The sequence below is a fragment of the Vibrio sp. 2132-1 genome, from assembly GCF_033344315.1.
This window is the reverse complement of sequence record NZ_JAWPON010000013.1, coordinates 116,550-134,476: the sequence shown is the minus strand read 5'-3', so window position 1 is coordinate 134,476 and position 17,927 is coordinate 116,550. Positions and strand designations below refer to the sequence as shown.

Below are 17,927 nucleotides of genomic sequence, written 5' to 3'. Positions count from 1 at the left end.
CGCGGTGATTGAAAAAATCTGGTTTGAAAACCATCCAATAAAATACCTCTTGTGGCCGCTTTTGTGGCCACTGAGTTTATTATTTGGAGCGATAAGCAAGTCAAAGCGAAAGCAATACCAAACTGGCCGTAAGCAAGCTTATAATGCGCCAATACCTGTTGTTGTGGTTGGCAATATCACTGCTGGTGGCAATGGTAAAACACCAGTTGTTGTGTGGCTTGTTGAGCAACTACAGCAAATGGGCTTTAAGCCGGGGGTTGTTTCTCGTGGTTATGGGGCAAAGGCTCCTGTCTATCCGTTAGTGCTAAAAGAAGATACGCCAGCGAAGCATTGTGGCGATGAACCTAAGTTGATTCATCGCCGTACAGGAGCACCTGTTGCGGTAGATCCTGTGCGTTCAAATGCTGTGAAAGCACTGCTAGATTTGGATGTGGATATCATAATTACGGATGATGGATTACAACATTATGCGTTAGGCCGTGATATTGAGTTAGTGATTGTGGATGGGAATCGCCGGTTTGGGAATGAAAGCCTGATTCCATTAGGTCCTTTACGTGAAGGTATTGAGCGACTTAAAGAAGTCGACTTTATCATCACCAATGGCGGTCAAGCGCATACGGGCGAAATCGCAATGGCTTTAGCACCCTCTAAAGCTATTAATCTTAAGACTAAGCAACATGTGGATGTCTCGGAGTTGAAAGATCTCGTCGCATTTGCGGGCATTGGGCATCCTCCGCGTTTTTTTCATACACTAAACTCGATGAACGCAAATGTTAAAGTCACAAAAGGTTTTGCTGACCATCAAGACTTTGATCAACAAGAATTAGAAGCATTGGCTCAACAAGGGACCAATGTGATTATGACCGAGAAAGATGCCGTCAAGTGCAGCCATTATGCGCAAGATAATTGGTGGTATCTGCCTGTATCTGCCCAGTTTGAGTCAAACGATGCAGAGCAAATTTTAAATAGAATAAAAGAGGTTAAAGCGGCTTATGGATCACCGTCTACTTGAGATTGTAGCTTGCCCTGTTTGCAAAGGTAAGCTGACGTACGATAAAGATAATCAAGAGTTGATCTGCAAATTGGATCGCCTTGCTTACCCGATCAAAGAGGGTATTCCAGTTCTGCTAGAGCCTGAAGCTCGCACTATGAGCATGGATGAGGGACGCTAATGTCTTTTACGGTTGTCATCCCTTCGCGCTACGCATCGAGCCGTTTGCCTGGTAAACCGCTAGCGGATATTGGTGGTAAGCCTATGGTTCAGTGGGTTTATGAACAAGCGCTACAAGCGGGTGCGGAAGATGTCATCGTTGCAACTGATGACGAGCGTGTTGCGAAAGCGGTTTCGTCATTTGGTGGTAAAGTTTGTATGACCTCTCCCCACCACGAATCAGGTACGGAGCGTCTTGCCGAAGTTGTTGAAAAGATGGCTATTCCGTCAGACCACATTATTGTTAATGTGCAAGGGGATGAGCCTTTGATTCCGCCGTCCATCATTCGTCAGGTTGCTGATAACTTATCTGGGTGTGAAGCCCCGATGGCGACGTTAGCTGTAGAAATAGACTCGGAAGAGGAAGTGTTCAACCCGAACGCTGTTAAAGTTGTCGCAGATGAGCAAGGCTATGCGATGTACTTTAGTCGAGCAACCATCCCTTGGGATCGCGATAACTTTGCTAAACAAGACAAAACTATTGCCAACCCATTAATGCGTCATATTGGTATTTATGCTTATCGAGCTGGTTTCATTAATACGTATGTCAACTGGGCACCAAGTGCATTAGAGCAGATTGAGTGTCTTGAGCAACTGCGAGTGCTTTGGTACGGTGAAAAAATTCATGTGGCGGTAGCGAAAGAAGCACCAGCGGCAGGGGTTGATACGCCCGAAGACCTAGAAGCCGTGCGCGCGATTGTTGAGAAGCAAGCGTAACAAATGCTCATATAGATTTAAGAATAAACAAGGCTCCTGAATTAGGAGCCTTTTTGTTTTACTTGTATCGCGGTATTAGTTAAATGTTAGTGTCGTATTGGTTCCGTTTAGGGCAGGTCGCTAACACCTCTCGGTGACCGGTGTCTTTCACTTCTTGGAGAATGACATCAAAGCCCCATAATCGATACACGTGCTTTAGAACTTCTTCGTAACTATCATCAAGTGGGATGCGGTTGTGAGGAACGTACTGCAACGTAAGCGATCGATCACCACGGACATCGACATTGAACACCTGAATGTTTGGCTCAAGATTAGATAAGTTATACTGAGCGGCTAAGGTTTCTCTAATGCGTTTATAACCCATCTCATCGTGTATAGCAGCGACTTCAATAAAGTTCTTATGATCATCATCGTTGATCGCAAACAGCTTGAAATCACGCATTAATTTCGGAGAAAGGTATTGGCTAATAAAGCTTTCATCTTTGAAATTATGCATCGCGAAATGCACTGCATCTAACCAGTCGGTTCCTGCTAGGTCTGGAAACCACTCCTTGTCCTCATCAGTTGGTTCTTCGCAGATACGCTTAATATCTCGGAACATGGCAAAGCCTAACGCGTAGGGGTTAATGCCATTAAAGTAAGGACTGTTATAAGGCGGCTGAGCCACGACACTGGTGTGGCTATGTAAGAACTCTAGAATGAACTTTTCAGACACCAAGCCCTCATCATAAAGATGGTTGAGTATGGTATAGTGCCAGAACGTTGCCCAGCCCTCATTCATGACTTGCGTTTGTTTTTGCGGATAAAAATACTGACTGATCTTACGGACGATACGAACAACTTCACGTTGCCACGGCTCTAGCAACGGCGCATGTTTTTCGAAGAAGTAGAGCAAGTTTTCCTGAGGCTCGCTTGGGAATCGCTCTTTAATGTCTTCCTCTTTCGTCTTGGCTGTTGGTACCGTGCGCCAAAGCTCATTAACTTGAGATTGTAGGTATGCTTCGCGTTCTTCTTGTCTTGCTTTTTCCTCTGTAATTGAGATTTTCTCTGGACGCTTGTAGCGGTCTACACCAAAGTTCATTAACGCGTGACAAGAGTCGAGCAGTTTTTCCACTTCTTTTACGCCATATCGTTCTTCACACTCGGCTAAATACTTTTTGGCGAACAGCAGATAGTCGATAATAGAGCTGGCGTCAGTCCACGTTTGGAATAGGTAATTACCTTTGAAAAAAGAGTTATGGCCGTAACACGCGTGCGCTATAACGAGTGCTTGCATTGTTACCGTATTTTCTTCCATCAAATAAGCAATACAAGGGTCGGAGTTAATCACAATCTCGTAGGCTAGCCCCATTTGACCATGTTTATAGTTCTGCTCTGTTTGAATGAATTTTTTACCAAATGACCAGTGGTTGTAATTGATTGGCATGCCGATACTTGAGTAGGCATCCATCATCTGTTCTGAAGTAATCACTTCTATTTGGTTAGGGTAAGTGTCTAGGCGATAATGCTCCGCGACACGCTTAATTTCTTTGTGGTATCGCTCTAACAGCTCAAAAGTCCAATCTGGTCCATCTGGCAACACTTTACTGTTACGCTTCTTAGGCGCCTCTCCTGAGAGGTTTCTCGTTGCGGTATTCATCGCTAGCCTCCTTACGCCGTTTCTTTTTGGAATAGTTCACGAAAGACTGGGAAAATATCCTCCACAGAGCGAATGTTTTTCATTGCGAAATTAGGAAATTCTTCAGTGAGTTTTTCGTACTCATGCCATAGAGTTTGGTGCGAGCGCCGTGTGATCTCTATGTAAGAGTAATACTGACAGTTTGGAAGTAATTTGTTCACTAACAGATCCCGGCATCTTGGCGAATCATCTGCCCAGTTGTCACCGTCGGATGCTTGAGCTGCATATATGTTCCACTGACCAATCGGGTATCGCTCTTTTACTATTTCATCCATTAACTTGAGCGCGCTAGATACAATGGTACCCCCGGTTTCTTGTGAGTAGAAAAATTCGTGCTCGTCCACTTCCTTCGCTTGGGTATGGTGGCGGATAAAGACGACTTCGACATTCTCGTAGGTACGAGTTAAGAACAAGTACAAAAGAACATAGAAGCGTTTTGCGATGTCTTTCGTTGCCTGATCCATAGAACCGGATACGTCCATTAGACAGAACATGACCGCTTGGCTCGATGGTACAGGGCGTTTCTCATAGTTCTTGAAGCGTAAGTCGAAGGTATCGATGAACGGCACGCTTTCGATTTTCTTGCGCAGTTCTTCAATTTCAGCCTTCAAGCGGTTCTCTTCAAACTGCTGAGCAGGCTCAATATTTTTGATGCGAGCAAGTTCGTCTTCTAGCTCTTTGAGAAGTCGTTTCTTACCAGCAGTCATTGCAGTACGGCGCGCAAGAGATTGTTGCAGAGAGCGTACTACGGCGATATTGGAAGGGATACCGGCAGTTTGAAAGCCTGCACGGTGTGTTTTCCATTCAGTGATTTTGGCAATTTGGTTTTTTTCTAGATTAGGCAGCTCGAGATCTTCAAACAAAATATCGAGGTACTCATCTTTTGATATTTGGAATACAAATTCGTCTTGGCCTTCTCCATCTGGACTGGCGTTCCCTTCTCCTGAGCCGCTACCCTGACCGCCACCTTTGGGACGCTCAATTTTATCACCAGTAATGAATTGATCGTTACCGGGATGAACTCGTTCGCGAACACCACCTTTGCCTTGATGAAATATAGGCTCATTGATGTCTTTGTGAGGGATAGAGACGTCTTCGCCCGTTTCCGTATTCGTAATCGAGCGTCGATTCACTGCGTCTGCTACCGACTCTTTTATTTGCTCTTTGTGGCGCTTCAAGAAGCGCTGTCGATTAACAGCGCTCTTGTTCTTGCCATTGAGCCTTCGGTCTATAAATTGCGCCATGAAATAGCCCTCTTCATGTTTCACAAGCGACCTAACTCAATACTGGGTTAGGATGACTTACGTACTCGTAGGTACCACTCAGAAAGTAGGCGAACCTGTTTCTCGGTATAGCCTTTTTCCATCATGCGAGCGACAAAGTCGTCGTGCTTCTTCTGATCTTCAGAAGAGGTTTTCGCATTAAATGAGATAACCGGAAGTAGCTCTTCGGTATTGGAGAACATTTTCTTCTCGATTACTGTGCGCAGTTTTTCGTAGCTGGTCCAAACCGGGTTTTGACCATTGTTATTCGCTTTCGCACGAAGCACAAAGTTAACGATTTCGTTTCGGAAATCTTTCGGGTTAGAAATACCAGCTGTTTTTTCGATCTTCTCTAGCTCAGCATTCAGTGAAGAGCGATCAAATAGCTGACCAGTTTCGGGATCTCGGTACTCTTGGTCTTGAATCCAGAAGTCTGCATAGGTGACATATCGGTCGAAGATGTTTTGGCCGTATTCAGAGTAAGACTCAAGATAAGCGGTCTGAATCTCTTTACCGATAAATTCAACGTATCGAGGTACTAGGTAGCCTTTCAAGAACTCGAGATATTTCTCTGCTGTTTCAGCAGGGAACTGTTCGCGCTCAACCTGTTGTTCAATCACATAGAATAGATGTACAGGGTTGGCTGCCACTTCGGTTTGGTCGAAGTTAAATACGCGTGACAAAATCTTAAAGGCAAAACGTGTTGAGAGACCGTTCATGCCTTCATCGACACCAGCATAATCACGATACTCTTGATAGCTTTTTGCCTTTGGATCCGTATCTTTCAGCGTTTCACCGTCGTATACGCGCATCTTAGAGAAGATGGACGAGTTTTCAGGCTCTTTAAGTCGAGAAAGAATACTGAATTGTGCCAGAGTCTCGAGCGTGCTTGGTGAACAAGGGGCTTGAGACAACTCACTGTTTTCAAGAAGTTTTTGGTAGATTTTGACTTCTTCTGAAACACGTAGACAGTAAGGTACTTTCACAATATAAACACGGTCCAAGAACGCTTCATTGTTCTTGTTGTTACGGAAGGTCTGCCACTCAGATTCGTTTGAGTGAGCCAGAATCATACCGTCGAATGGAATCGCAGAAAGGCCTTCTGTACCGTTGAAGTTGCCTTCTTGCGTTGCTGTTAACAGCGGGTGAAGCACTTTGATTGGTGCTTTGAACATCTCAACGAATTCCATTAAACCTTGGTTTGCTTTACACAGCGCACCGGAGTAGCTGTAAGCGTCTGGATCGTCTTGCGAATAGTGTTCAAGCTTACGAATATCGACTTTACCAACCAATGATGAGATATCTTGGTTGTTTTCATCGCCTGGTTCAGTTTTGGCAATACCGATTTGGTCAAGGATAGAAGGGCGTACTTTCACTACTTTAAATTTGGTGATATCACCACCAAACTCGTGAAGACGTTTAGCGGCCCAAGGAGACATGATCGAGCGAAGATAACGGTGCTCGATGCCATATTCTTTTTTCAAAATATCGCCATCTTCTGTGGCTTTGAATAGGCAGAATGGATGGTCATTCACTGGGCTGCGTTCGCCGTTAGCAGTAAGAACATAAATAGGCATCTGTTCCATCAGAGCCTTAAGCTTTTCTGCAAGCGAAGACTTACCACCACCTACAGGGCCGAGTAGGTAAAGAATCTGCTTACGCTCTTCTAGGCCTTGCGCCGCATGTTTTAGGTAAGACACAATTTGTTCTATGGCATCTTCCATGCCATAAAAGTCTTTAAAGGTTTCATAACGAGAGATAACACGATTCGAGAAGATTCGGCTTAGTCTCGGATCCTTTGCCGTATCGATTATCTCTGGTTCACCAATCGCCATCAGTAGGCGTTCTGCTGCATTAGCATAAGCGCTTTTGTCATCTTTACACAGGGCTAAAAACTCCTGTAACGACATCTCTTCATCTTTTGCAGCTTCATATCTTGATTGATAGTGGTCGAAAATACTCATGTCGCTTTCCCCTTTAATAGTCAGTCTACCGACGAACGTTGATTCAGGCTTTCCACCAACAGTTATGCTCGTTGTTGTTTGAATATACGTCCTGTTATCACATTTGGTTCGTACAGAATGTAAGATTGGCGACACCAAAGACTTTGCTTTATGGACGGTTTTTTCGTTACAACGGTGAGCGGTGGATATGAATTTTTCAATCACAGCCTTTCTCTACTTAAGCCTAGTCGGGGATTTGCAATTTTGCTTAACAATTATGAATTTATTGTAAAAGTGACATTTGAATCACTCTTTTATTAAGGACGAATTTATGTCGTGAATAGGTGCAATAGAAATCAAATATTTGGCAAAGACAGAAGAGTCTCAGTGATTCGTTGTTCTACATTGAGCAAGGTAAGTGAAAGAGGTAGGAAGAGAGCAAAGTCTTAGATAAGTTTGTGACAGGGTAAATAACAAGGAGAGCGGGCGCTCTCCTCATTCTTAGACGACCATTTTTATGCGCTGAAGATTTGCGCTAGTTCGTTTTCACATAAATGATACTGACGAGGGCAGTTACGCCAAGTTTGCAGCATACGGCGGTATTTATCTAGCATCGGCATTTGGCTGTTAAAGTGATGATCTGCCTTGTCAAACTGAGGGTACAAACCTTCAGAATCGATGAGAAAACGTACGTAATGTACTTGTTGCGCTTCTGAAGCGATATCAAATCCCAAGAACTTCAAGCGACGTTGATCCACGTTGCTACGATCTTCATCGTCTAGCATGTTGTAAGATTCTTGCATCGCATGATACATCTCCATAACGTCGATGATCTCACGACATTCTGCTTCTGAGAGGCAGCCGAAATCTTTGTTCAACTCTCGCATTTGTAGTTCATAACCACGTTCAACGATCGTTTGTAAGCGTTTGTATTTGGCCGCATTACTTGGATCAAGTTGAGACATAAGGTTGTATTGGTTTGATAGAATCAAACGTTGAGCGTTTGACATTTCCATGGTGACCTCACTAGATATCTAATACATTTTTAATGTGCTTAGGTTAACGCTTAAGACATGAGTGAAACATGATCTCAACACATATTTAATACTAAAAAATGGCAAGAACTGTCACTTTTGACCAGTTTCAAAACACTTATTTATGGTAATGATTGTATATGTAGTCTCGGTCTGAAAATACTCTCAGCCACTCTGGCTTGAATACGGTTAAAACCGCCAGTGCCATACCATTTAGTAGACCTTCAGGAAAGGCGAGCAACGGCACAAAAACAAAGTAGTTATGTTGAATGGTTTCCCAATCGTAGTGACCAACTGATAGGTGATAAAAAGAGTTAATGATGAGGTGCAGACTTCCTGTTATCGCGCCATTGAAAAATCCAGCAACGAAGATGAAAACAAAAATGTTTCGTGGTAAGTAGTGGTAACTCAGAAGAAACACTAAGTAACTAATGAAAATCGGAATTAGGGCAGATAGAACTAACGACGTGGGTAAGAGTAGCAAGGACACATCATGTAGTAGGTGGTTGACCAACATAGCGGGAATGCTGAGTAGAAATGCCATGCGCCAACCATACATCATCGTCAGCGTTGTTAGTGCAAGAAAATGAATCTGTAATCCTTCTTTTACACCTGCTTGAGCGGCCCATAAAATACTGAAAAAGAAGAGCGTTGCAAAAACGAGGTGCTGAAATCCTTTTTCTTTTTCCAGTTTGAGCCAAACGACTTTTTTCCAATCTGGTAGGCAGTAGACAGCTACTATCCAAATTGAGACAACAAGAGAGCCTAAGTTAAACAAATCCATGTTACTTCCTTCCTATGCGAACATGACGCAATCATTTCTATCGTTCTTTTTATACCTAAATGACCGCAGAGAAACTCACTGATAAGGCTTAGATATAATCAAAAAAATACCAGCAATAAGCTGGTATTTTAAAGAGGTTAGTCTTGCGGTTCACTTAGTATTTTACGTTATCGTTGTATTGAGCAAGAATGGATTGAATTTCATCCATGGTTTCTTTCGGTGGCGGGTTTACGCCTTCGAGTGGGTATTCTAAGCCTAACGCTTCCCACTTATGAGCCCCTAATTTGTGGTAAGGAAGTAACTCGACCTTTTCGATGTTATCCATGTCTTTAATAAATTCACCAAGCATGTGTGCTGCTTCTGGGTCATCTGTGTAACCAGGCACGACGACATAGCGAATCCATGTTTTCTTTCCGATTTTTTGTAAGTAACGAGCAAAGTCCAATGTGCGTCGGTTGGATACACCGATGAGATCTTGGTGCACTTCGTCTTTCATGTGTTTGATGTCAAGCATGACTAAGTCTGTTGCATCCAGTACTTCATCGATAACATCAGTGTGCTTACGAACATAACCGTTAGTATCTAGACATGTATGAATGCCCTCGGCTTTAGCTGCGCGGAAAAAATCACGTACGAATTCCGGTTGAAGCATCGCTTCGCCGCCAGAACAAGTAACGCCACCACCTGATGCATTCATGAAGTGGCGGTAACTTTTCGCTTCGGAAATGATTTCTTCAACCGTGACTTCTTTGCCATCATGCGTGTCCCAAGTATCGCGGTTATGGCAATACTTACAGCGCATTAAACAACCTTGCAAGAAGACGATAAATCGAATACCAGGTCCGTCTACGGTACCACATGACTCAAATGAGTGAATACGACCAGCTGTTGACATCTTTTGCTCTCATTACTAGTAAATTCTAGCTGTTATTTTATTACAAAAAGCAGGGTTAAAACAGCTTTGTCGGTACTAAAGGCAAGGTTATTTGAAGAAAGAAAATAGATGGAGCCAATCTACATAAACGCTTGAACACGAGGTGGTTAATACCTACCCCGAGAACTTGCCGTGTATCTAGATTGACTTCGATGCTGGGATAATCCAGTTTTTAGAAAAAGGCGAACACGGAGAACGAGCCTGTCCCATAAACATCGGTTTGGGCTTCTTCATAATCCGGTGTTTTAATTGTAAAGGTGATGCTTGCACCGTAATTTTGGTTGTACCAAGATACTCCCGCGACGGCACTTGCTTGCCAATTTTGCAGTGTGACGTCGTATGGCGCTGACGGTTCAGGAATGCCAGGACGATCGCCTTCGATAGTCATGTCATTAAAGCGGTAACGACCTTCAAACCCGGTGAACAAGAACCAACTCGACGTGTTCTGAGCGATCATACTTGCTGAGAAAGGGCTTTCGACACTGATATTGGCGGCTCCGATGCTATTCGCTAGGTTTGTACCCCAACGAAACATGACGCCTTGAGAGACATCACTACGGAAGTTACCCGCATTGATGTCGTTAATGTTGGTGATCTCCCATTGTGTTTTTTGTTCTTCGCTGCGCATCAATTTGTTAAATACGCGGTAACCAAGGCTGAACGCCACTTTATCTTCAATCTGGTAATCCCAACCTTGAGGGTCCGTCGATCCTGTTATGCCGTGAACGATTTCTTGCGCCTTTTCTGATAGCGAACTTTCACCCGTAGTTCCTATGGTGAAATTGTACCGTACAGCTTTGTCACTCGTTAGGGAAAGGTAGTTGATTTCGGTGTGTAGGTAACCGGCATATGGGCGATCATTGATTAGTGGATAATCGGCTTCAATGTCGCTTGGAGTCCACATCTTGTGGCCAAGAGCCAACTCTATTTTATCGATATTGGCGTGCTCTGAGTTAGCTAGACTCAGCCATTTCCATTGGCTTTCTTGTGTCAGTTGGTCTGTCGCGTAAGAAAGGAAAACACCATTCGTATAGTCTTGATCGACGCCAAAAATACCATCGTTGTCGATGGTAAAAGAAACCGTAGACTTAGTGGATGCTATTGCAACTGGAGAAAGAAGGGTAAGAATAATTAATTTACTAAATCTCATAGACTTTATTTGCTAACTTTTTTCGCATCATACGTAAGAATGCGGGCAAAAGTCTTTCGCGATATCACAACTTTCATTAAAGAAATAAAAAAAGGCTGATGCTACTTAGCATCAGCCTTTGTTGTATTACTAGAACGTTATTTCGCTATAGTCTTATAGAGACTCAGTGAATGTACGCGCGATTACGTCAGCTTGTTGCTCTGCAGTTAGAGAGTTGAAGCGAACAGCGTAACCAGATACACGGATTGTTAGCTGAGGGTATTTCTCTGGGTGCTTAACTGCGTCTTCTAGAGTTTCACGGTTAAGAACGTTCACGTTTAGGTGTTGACCACCTTCGATACCCGCTTCGTGGTGGAAGTAACCATCCATAAGGCCAGCAAGGTTAGCGCGTTGTGAACCCTCATCTTTACCTAGTGCGTTAGGTACGATAGAGAATGTGTAAGAGATACCATCTTGTGCGTCAGCAAACGGCAGTTTAGCAACTGAAGTTAGTGATGCTACAGCACCTTTCTCGTCACGACCGTGCATTGGGTTTGCACCTGGAGCAAATGGAGCACCAGCACGACGACCGTCAGGCGTGTTACCAGTTTTCTTACCGTAAACCACGTTTGAAGTGATAGTAAGAATTGACTGAGTAGGGATTGCATCACGGTAAGTCTTAAGCTTACGGATTTTGCCCATAAATACAGAAACAAGTTCACATGCAATGTCATCAACGCGTGGGTCGTTGTTACCGAATTTAGGGTAATCGCCTTCGATTTCGAAGTCGATTGCTAGACCGTCTTCGTCACGAATTGGCTTAACTTTTGCGTATTTAATTGCAGATAGTGAGTCAGCCGCAACAGATAGACCAGCAATACCACAAGCCATAGTACGTTTAACGTCACGGTCGTGTAGAGCCATTAGTGCCGCTTCGTAGCTGTACTTATCGTGCATGAAGTGGATAGCGTTTAGTGCAGTCACATATTGTTTCGCTAGCCAATCCATGAAGTGGTCCATTTTCTCCCACAGTTCATCGTAGTTAAGAACATCGCCTTCGATCTTAGGCATTTGCGGGCCAACTTGGATTTTTAGCTTCTCATCCACACCACCGTTGATGGTGTAAAGCATTGTTTTCGCAAGGTTCGCACGAGCACCGAAGAACTGCATTTGCTTACCAACAACCATTGGAGATACACAACATGCGATCGCGTAGTCGTCAGAGTTCATGTCTGGACGCATTAAGTCGTCATTTTCGTACTGAATAGAAGAAGTATCGATAGATACTTTCGCACAGAACTTCTTGAAGCCTTCAGGTAGTTGCTCAGACCAAAGAACAGTGATGTTTGGCTCTGGAGAAGGACCCATAGTGTATAGTGAGTTTAGGAAACGGAAGTTTGTACGAGTAACTAGCGTACGACCGTCAAGACCCATACCACCCATAGACTCAGTTGCCCAGATAGGGTCGCCAGAGAATAGATCATCGTACTCAGGAGTACGTAGGAAACGAACCATACGTAGTTTCATTACGAAGTGGTCGATCATTTCCTGAGCTTGTTCTTCAGTTAGCTTACCAGCCGCGATATCACGTTCGATGAAGATGTCTAGGAACGTAGAAGTACGACCTAGAGACATAGCCGCACCGTTTTGAGATTTAACAGCAGCTAGGTAACCGAAGTAAGTCCACTGAATAGCTTCTTGCGCAGTTTCAGCAGGACGAGAAATATCACAACCGTATTTTGCAGCCATTTCTTTGATTTGACCTAGAGCACGGTGTTGCTCTGCGATCTCTTCACGGAGCTGCATTGTCATTTGTAGGTCTTCGCCGTTCTCAAAACGCTCTTGTAGAGAAGAGAACTGCGCGAATTTATCCTTCATTAGGAAGTCAATACCGTATAGAGCAACACGACGGTAGTCACCGATGATACGACCACGACCGTATGCATCTGGAAGACCAGTCAGTACGCCAGATTTACGACACGCCATGATTTGAGGAGTGTAGATATCGAAAACGCCTTGGTTGTGAGTTTTACGGTATTCTGTGTAGATTTTTTTAACTTGTGGGTCTAGCTCGCGGTCGTAGGCTTTGCATGAACCTTCAACCATGCGGATACCACCGTTAGGGATGATCGCACGTTTTAGAGGAGCGTCAGTTTGAAGACCTACGATAGTTTCTAGGTCTTTTTCGATGTAGCCTGCATCGTGAGCAGTGATGGTAGAGATAACTGAAGTATCAAAATCAACAGGAGCGTGAGTCGCGTTCTCTTGTTTGATGCCTTCCATTACCTTAGCCCAAAGCTTGTTAGTCGCTTCAGTACCTTCAGAAACTAGGAAAGATTCGTCGCCTTCGTACGGAGTGTAGTTCTTCTGAATGAAATCACGAACGTTTACTTCGTTTTGCCAGTCGCCTGCAGCAAAACCTTCCCAAGCTTTAGCAAATTGCTCTGCCATGACATACCTACCTTTTTAGTAGAAAAAAATACGTACTGCTTCGCCGTTGAGCCAGCTATCCCCAGATAAAAGAGGGGAACAGTACACTCTTATGAATAACAATATTTATAGTCTTAAATTTACGTATTCGATTTACAAAACTATAAATATTGTCACTAGTTTTAACGTTTCTCTTTTTAAGCAACAGTTAGAGGTTAAACTAAAATTTTTTTGCAAACCTTAAACTAAATCAATAAATCCTCAAAAATTTCGATAAAAATGGGGTAGCGACGAGCGCTACCCACAAATTTCTGGACTGCTAGCTTATAGCCAAGCTTGGATGCCATACTGGCCTTCAAGCATACCAACTGCAAGCATAGCAACTAAACAGATAACAAGTACGCTTACTGGGATCACAATCTTGTCTACAAATGATAGGCGAGACGCGCGCTCTTTATCTCCAATTAAACCGTTGTTATCTAAAAGCATAGTTAGTGCCCAAGCTAGAACTGGGTTAACAACGGCAGAACCAAAGATACAGATACCTGCTGCTTGTGAGTCTTTCGAGTCCTTCACCATCTGCATGCCAGCTTCAAGCAGTGGTAGAGATACACCAACGAGAAGAGCAACGCGCATAACTGGAGGCCATACTGCAACGTCCATAGGAAAACCAAGGATTGCAACAATAATACATAGAGAGCCTAGTAAGATGGCACCAGCAGGAATAGGGCGTTTCGCGATTGCAGCAGGGATCATGTAAGTCCCCCAAGATGATGTGATGTTACCACCACCCACTGCAGTACCGACCATTTGGCGAACGGAACACATTGTCATTGTGTCATCAACGTCCATCAGCACTTTCTCACTCTTACGTGGGTAGTTCATCTCTTGGAAGATACGGTGACCCAAGAAGTCAGGTGACCACATTGCTACCGCAAGAATGGCGAATGGTAGAGAAGCGATGAAGTGTTCCATATTAGGAAGACCAAGCATCCAACCTTCTTCTGTTGAACCCCACCAGTAGATTGGATTTAGGTTTGGAAGGCCTGTCTCGGTTACGAATTTAATATCGAAGCCTGCGCCAAGAGCAAGTGCGATTGCAAGCCCAGTGAAGGCACAAACAGGGATCGCTAGCCAGCGTTTGTTCACTTTAGCAAGGAACGCGTATAAGCCAATGGTAACCGCAAGAACAATTAGACCGATGTAACCCATGCTACCAGCGGCAACCGTATCGGATTGCAAACCAACAGCCCAAGCTTGAATAGAGTTAATTTGGCTCATGGTTCCGGTTAAACCTAAGAAAATAAGAAGGCCACCAGCCGTACCTTCAGAGGTGAGGTTAACCAGTTTTGACCCACCTTTTAAGAGGCTCAAAATCAAACCAAACACACCAATGAGAATTGCTAATGCAAGAGGGTGAGCACCAGCAAGAGCGATGGTACCAATAAGAGGGATCATTGGGCCGTGGTTGCCTGCTAGATTGGCTTTAGGGTTAATAAAACCAGAGGCAAGTACACAGAAAAGAAGTGCAGGGATGAGCATTTCTACACGCGCAACTTCGATAGCAAAGTCCTTGCCTAAGTTTACGTGGTCCCATGCTGCAGTAAGACCTTCAGCCCAAGACATCATTACCGCAGAGTACATTGCGATAATACCGATAGTACCAGCAAGTGCTGGAACAAGGTCTTCAAGCTCAAAGCGGAAGTCACGACCTGGCAAGTTCAAGCCAAAACGACGTGGCTTCATAATTTGTAGTTCGTGGTCTAGGTAGTCTGAACGGCTTGCGAACTCAGATGCTGGACGATGAAGCTCACGGTAGCTCTTGGTCTCGATATCTGAATCAGAGTGCGTTTTGTTAACTGCGTCTGACATAGATTCCTCATATATTTAAAAGTTATGAATTCTTCATTCAATTGTGTTAATCCGCATCCTGCGGCACGCTTATGCTAGCTATTGTTAGATTTGTTACACGTCGACACTGTGCCTAAGCATAGCTAATAACTTATTGTGTTGAGGCGCAAAAAAAAGCCTCATCTTTTGGCAGGAGTCTAGCAAGATAGCCATTTAGGGTGATTGATTTAGATCACTTTAAGAATGGTTGTGAAATAAAACTACAGAAAGTTTCTGGCATGCGAATGAGATGCGGAGATCTTGTGTAATTTCATTACACAAGTTGCATAAAATTAGAACTTTTTGTCCTTTTGCACGAGATGCAGATTAAATGTCAATATTCACGGTGATTATATAAAGCTGGCTTTATTCTTGCTTTGGACAGAGCAAAGACAATTTTTTGGCTAATCATTGCCGCTCAGTTTAGGAAAAAGACATGAAACAGCTTAAAGTACTGCCACTAGTGGCAATCATCTCAGGGTTAATGGTCGGTTGCGGCGGCGGTGGCGGCGGTGGCGGTGGTTCCACACCAAGAACTACATTCACTTTTACTTTTGCAGCTCCAAATGTCATTAGTGAAACAAATGCACAAAAAGACAGCTGTACTATTTACGACCGAAGAGTAGATGGCAACGGCATCGAGCAGGTATTGACCTATCAACCAGCCGTAAGTGCACAGCTAACAGGAGGTAAGGTCGTCGGTTTCTATTCAGACAAGAATGGTGTCCGTCAAGGCGACTTTATCTACCCATCAGGCACTACTTTGAAATTTGTTCTAGAAGACATTCCTGAGGACGGCTATTTTACTTATCAGTTGCTTGATGCTTCTGGAACAGTATTTACGGCAAACAGCTTCGGTCGAGATTTTTTAAAGGACAATAACCTTAGAAACTCAACGTTCTCAATGAATCGAGAGGCGGTGTCTGCTTGCAATAAAAATGGCAACTTCCGTAAGGCTACCCGAACTGACCTTAAATATGAAGCAACGGAGGCTGGTGGCTTAGAGTACAACTTCATATCTAAAATTGCGAAAGAGTCTAAGCCTACCTATTCTATTGATTCTTTGGATGTAAGAGCAATTGGTTCGAAGATGGAGTCGACAGTCGTGCTACAATATGCAGACGCAGCGAAAACAGAACTGCACCAGTATGGTATTCGCGATTGGTCGAGTGAATCACCATTGCCGTTGGTTGGCATGAATGGCTCTTCTCCAATCTTGAACCCAACACTTTTTAAATATGACACTTTAGACATCAGTGTACTTGTTGGTGATTACAACTACGAAGTTGCAGAGCTACCTATGTCAACGACGAAGTTCTACCACCCGCTTGAGCCAAAAACGGAAACTTGGACTTACAGTGTTGCAGCTGAAAAACCTATCAATGGTTGGACGGTAGTGCTGAACCAAAAGATGTATCAGGACGCAAATTGGGATATCTCAATTGATCCAAGCGCTTACTACAACCTAAATGCTCTGCCTGCGTCGCATGTGGTGAGAGGCTCAACTATTGATACTGGTTTTGCTTTCACTGACCAAGATAAAGGCTTTAGCCGCCTTGCATATCGTGCAGAGTCTAACTCTGGAACACTACACCGAGTAACACACAAGATATTTACAACTTTAGAGAGTGATGTCGTTGTTCCGGAGTTGTTCTACTACACATTCGATGACAGTGTGAAGCAAGATTTGAAAGTTTCTTCTAAAAGTGATTTCTCACAATCTATTGTCGTGGAGTCTGCTGAAGCAAACCTAAATAGCTATGACTTTGTTTCTCTTTTCTCTCATGGTGATGTGACCGATCTTAAAGTGGATCACGATGGTCTTGTGATCAGTGAAGTTGATTCTGAGAAGGTCAATACGAATGCTCAGAAATCTGATTTTATGGTATTGGTTAAGTAGCGTCTTAACACTTTTGTAAATTAATTAAGCCCCTTTGAAAGGGGCTTTTTTATATTTAATATTCAACTTTTGAAGAATATGTTGCTATATATTGCATATTAATTTGTCTATAGTATCTTTCTATTCGAATTATTTAGGTTAATAATTTGTTGCAAGTTTCAAAGGGCGGTGCTAATTTGTTCCAAATTAGAGAGGGCGGAGTCCCTTAATTGCAGTGACAAAAACACAGGGAGTAGGGCGCATGAATGATGTACCAGCGCTAGATATAAAAGACCTGCACAAAACATTTGGACAAAATGAAGTTTTAAAAGGCATTTCACTTGCCGCGCACAAAGGAGATGTTATCTCCATCATTGGCTCTTCCGGCTCAGGTAAGAGTACCTTTCTCAGATGTATCAACTTGCTAGAAACGCCTACCGCGGGCGAAATTTGGGTAAATGGTGAATTAATCCAAATGAAGAACAACAGAGCAGGTGAATCTGTTCCTGCTAATGAAAAGCAAGTCCAACGTATTCGCTCACGCCTGGCAATGGTTTTCCAAGGTTTCAACCTCTGGTCTCACCTAACCGTACTAGAAAACGTGATTGAGGCGCCTGTTCATGTCTTAGGCGTGCCAAAAGCTCAAGCGATTGAAAATGCAGAAGTCTTGCTTAAGAAAGTAGGCTTGTATGAGCGTAAGGATTATTACCCTGGGCACTTATCTGGCGGCCAGCAGCAACGTGCAGCTATTGCCCGTGCGCTAGCAGTTGACCCAGAGGTGATGTTGTTTGACGAGCCAACTTCTGCGCTTGACCCAGAACTTGTAGGAGAAGTTCTGGGGGTAATGAGAGATTTGGCAGATGAAGGGCGAACTATGCTGGTGGTCACGCACGAAATGGCGTTTGCGCGTGACGTATCAAACCATGTGATGTTTTTACATCAAGGCTTAGTGGAAGAACAGGGAAATCCAGCTAAGCTATTTACAAACCCGGATTCAGAACGATTACAGCAGTTTATCTCATCCATTTACTAATATT

The 17,927-nt window shown here is 43.7% G+C and carries 14 protein-coding genes; 5 read left to right on the top strand and 9 right to left on the bottom strand.

Annotation, left to right across the window (positions count from 1 at the left end):
- Window positions 1–4: 4 nt before the first annotated feature.
- Genes lpxK through kdsB form a run of 3 tightly spaced genes read left to right on the top strand, consistent with a single transcriptional unit; the run spans window position 5 to window position 1,927 of the window.
- Window positions 5–1,012 carry a tetraacyldisaccharide 4'-kinase gene (lpxK, locus tag R8N47_RS15945; RefSeq protein ID WP_064353741.1) on the top strand — a complete coding sequence of 336 codons (1,008 nt, stop codon included), beginning with the start codon at window positions 5–7 and terminating at the stop codon, window positions 1,010–1,012.
- A complete protein-coding gene (locus R8N47_RS15940; protein WP_005378451.1) occupies window positions 993–1,172 on the top strand; it encodes a Trm112 family protein in 180 nt (59 codons plus the stop codon). Before lpxK ends, R8N47_RS15940 begins: the two co-directional genes overlap by 20 nt.
- Window positions 1,172–1,927, top strand: coding sequence for a 3-deoxy-manno-octulosonate cytidylyltransferase (gene kdsB / locus R8N47_RS15935; RefSeq protein WP_064353742.1), 756 nt, complete (start codon window positions 1,172–1,174; stop codon window positions 1,925–1,927). The genes R8N47_RS15940 and kdsB overlap by 1 nt, the downstream gene beginning before the upstream one ends.
- Before the next feature lie 79 nt (window positions 1,928–2,006).
- On the opposite strand, the gene R8N47_RS15930 is transcribed toward kdsB, so the two are convergent.
- The 9 genes from R8N47_RS15930 to R8N47_RS15890 form a co-directional block, all read right to left on the bottom strand.
- Window positions 2,007–3,566 carry a SpoVR family protein gene (locus R8N47_RS15930; protein ID WP_005378449.1) on the bottom strand — a complete coding sequence of 520 codons (1,560 nt, stop codon included), beginning with the start codon at window positions 3,564–3,566 and terminating at the stop codon, window positions 2,007–2,009.
- An 11-nt stretch (window positions 3,567–3,577) separates the two neighbouring features.
- The gene (locus R8N47_RS15925) at window positions 3,578–4,849 is read right to left on the bottom strand and encodes a YeaH/YhbH family protein (protein WP_005378448.1); all 1,272 of its coding nucleotides are present in this window, start codon (window positions 4,847–4,849) and stop codon (window positions 3,578–3,580) included.
- Between the two features lie 47 nt (window positions 4,850–4,896).
- Window positions 4,897–6,831, bottom strand: a complete 1,935-nt coding sequence (locus R8N47_RS15920; protein ID WP_005378447.1) for a PrkA family serine protein kinase — start codon at window positions 6,829–6,831, stop codon at window positions 4,897–4,899.
- A gap of 494 nt (window positions 6,832–7,325) precedes the next feature.
- Window positions 7,326–7,826, bottom strand: a complete 501-nt coding sequence (locus R8N47_RS15915) for a YfbU family protein (protein ID WP_005378446.1) — start codon at window positions 7,824–7,826, stop codon at window positions 7,326–7,328.
- A gap of 136 nt (window positions 7,827–7,962) precedes the next feature.
- On the bottom strand, window positions 7,963–8,628 hold the full coding sequence (locus R8N47_RS15910; protein WP_064353743.1) for an energy-coupling factor ABC transporter permease: 666 nt from the start codon (window positions 8,626–8,628) through the stop codon (window positions 7,963–7,965).
- A gap of 154 nt (window positions 8,629–8,782) precedes the next feature.
- The gene (gene pflA, locus R8N47_RS15905; protein ID WP_005378444.1) at window positions 8,783–9,523 is read right to left on the bottom strand and encodes a pyruvate formate lyase 1-activating protein; all 741 of its coding nucleotides are present in this window, start codon (window positions 9,521–9,523) and stop codon (window positions 8,783–8,785) included.
- A 211-nt stretch (window positions 9,524–9,734) separates the two neighbouring features.
- Entirely contained in the window at window positions 9,735–10,712 is a 978-nt protein-coding gene (locus R8N47_RS15900) for a lipid A deacylase LpxR family protein (RefSeq protein WP_042522123.1), read from the bottom strand.
- 153 nt (window positions 10,713–10,865) lie between these two features.
- Window positions 10,866–13,142, bottom strand: a complete 2,277-nt coding sequence (pflB, locus tag R8N47_RS15895; protein ID WP_005378442.1) for a formate C-acetyltransferase — start codon at window positions 13,140–13,142, stop codon at window positions 10,866–10,868.
- A gap of 303 nt (window positions 13,143–13,445) precedes the next feature.
- On the bottom strand, window positions 13,446–14,993 hold the full coding sequence (locus tag R8N47_RS15890; protein ID WP_005378441.1) for a DUF3360 family protein: 1,548 nt from the start codon (window positions 14,991–14,993) through the stop codon (window positions 13,446–13,448).
- 454 nt (window positions 14,994–15,447) lie between these two features.
- On the opposite strand from R8N47_RS15890, the gene R8N47_RS15885 reads away from it, so the two are divergent.
- Both R8N47_RS15885 and R8N47_RS15880 read left to right on the top strand, forming a co-directional pair.
- Window positions 15,448–16,911, top strand: coding sequence for a hypothetical protein (locus R8N47_RS15885; protein ID WP_033905046.1), 1,464 nt, complete (start codon window positions 15,448–15,450; stop codon window positions 16,909–16,911).
- 241 nt (window positions 16,912–17,152) lie between these two features.
- On the top strand, window positions 17,153–17,923 hold the full coding sequence (locus tag R8N47_RS15880; RefSeq protein WP_005378438.1) for an ABC transporter ATP-binding protein: 771 nt from the start codon (window positions 17,153–17,155) through the stop codon (window positions 17,921–17,923).
- The last annotated feature ends 4 nt before the right edge of the window (window positions 17,924–17,927 follow it).

Bases quoted from the DNA above. Each gene is read 5' to 3' on its own strand.
- R8N47_RS15910 (WP_064353743.1), bottom strand. From the start codon at position 8,628: ATGGATTTGTTTAACTTAGGCTCTCTTGTTGTCTCAATTTGGATAGTA.
- R8N47_RS15900 (WP_042522123.1), bottom strand. From the start codon at position 10,712: ATGAGATTTAGTAAATTAATTATTCTTACCCTTCTTTCTCCAGTTGCA.
- R8N47_RS15880 (WP_005378438.1), top strand. From the start codon at position 17,153: ATGAATGATGTACCAGCGCTAGATATAAAAGACCTGCACAAAACATTT.
- R8N47_RS15925 (WP_005378448.1), bottom strand. From the start codon at position 4,849: ATGGCGCAATTTATAGACCGAAGGCTCAATGGCAAGAACAAGAGCGCT.
- R8N47_RS15915 (WP_005378446.1), bottom strand. From the start codon at position 7,826: ATGGAAATGTCAAACGCTCAACGTTTGATTCTATCAAACCAATACAAC.
- pflB (WP_005378442.1), bottom strand. From the start codon at position 13,142: ATGGCAGAGCAATTTGCTAAAGCTTGGGAAGGTTTTGCTGCAGGCGAC.
- R8N47_RS15920 (WP_005378447.1), bottom strand. From the start codon at position 6,831: ATGAGTATTTTCGACCACTATCAATCAAGATATGAAGCTGCAAAAGAT.
- R8N47_RS15930 (WP_005378449.1), bottom strand. From the start codon at position 3,566: ATGAATACCGCAACGAGAAACCTCTCAGGAGAGGCGCCTAAGAAGCGT.
- R8N47_RS15890 (WP_005378441.1), bottom strand. From the start codon at position 14,993: ATGTCAGACGCAGTTAACAAAACGCACTCTGATTCAGATATCGAGACC.
- pflA (WP_005378444.1), bottom strand. From the start codon at position 9,523: ATGTCAACAGCTGGTCGTATTCACTCATTTGAGTCATGTGGTACCGTA.
- R8N47_RS15940 (WP_005378451.1), top strand. From the start codon at position 993: ATGGATCACCGTCTACTTGAGATTGTAGCTTGCCCTGTTTGCAAAGGT.
- R8N47_RS15885 (WP_033905046.1), top strand. From the start codon at position 15,448: ATGAAACAGCTTAAAGTACTGCCACTAGTGGCAATCATCTCAGGGTTA.
- kdsB (WP_064353742.1), top strand. From the start codon at position 1,172: ATGTCTTTTACGGTTGTCATCCCTTCGCGCTACGCATCGAGCCGTTTG.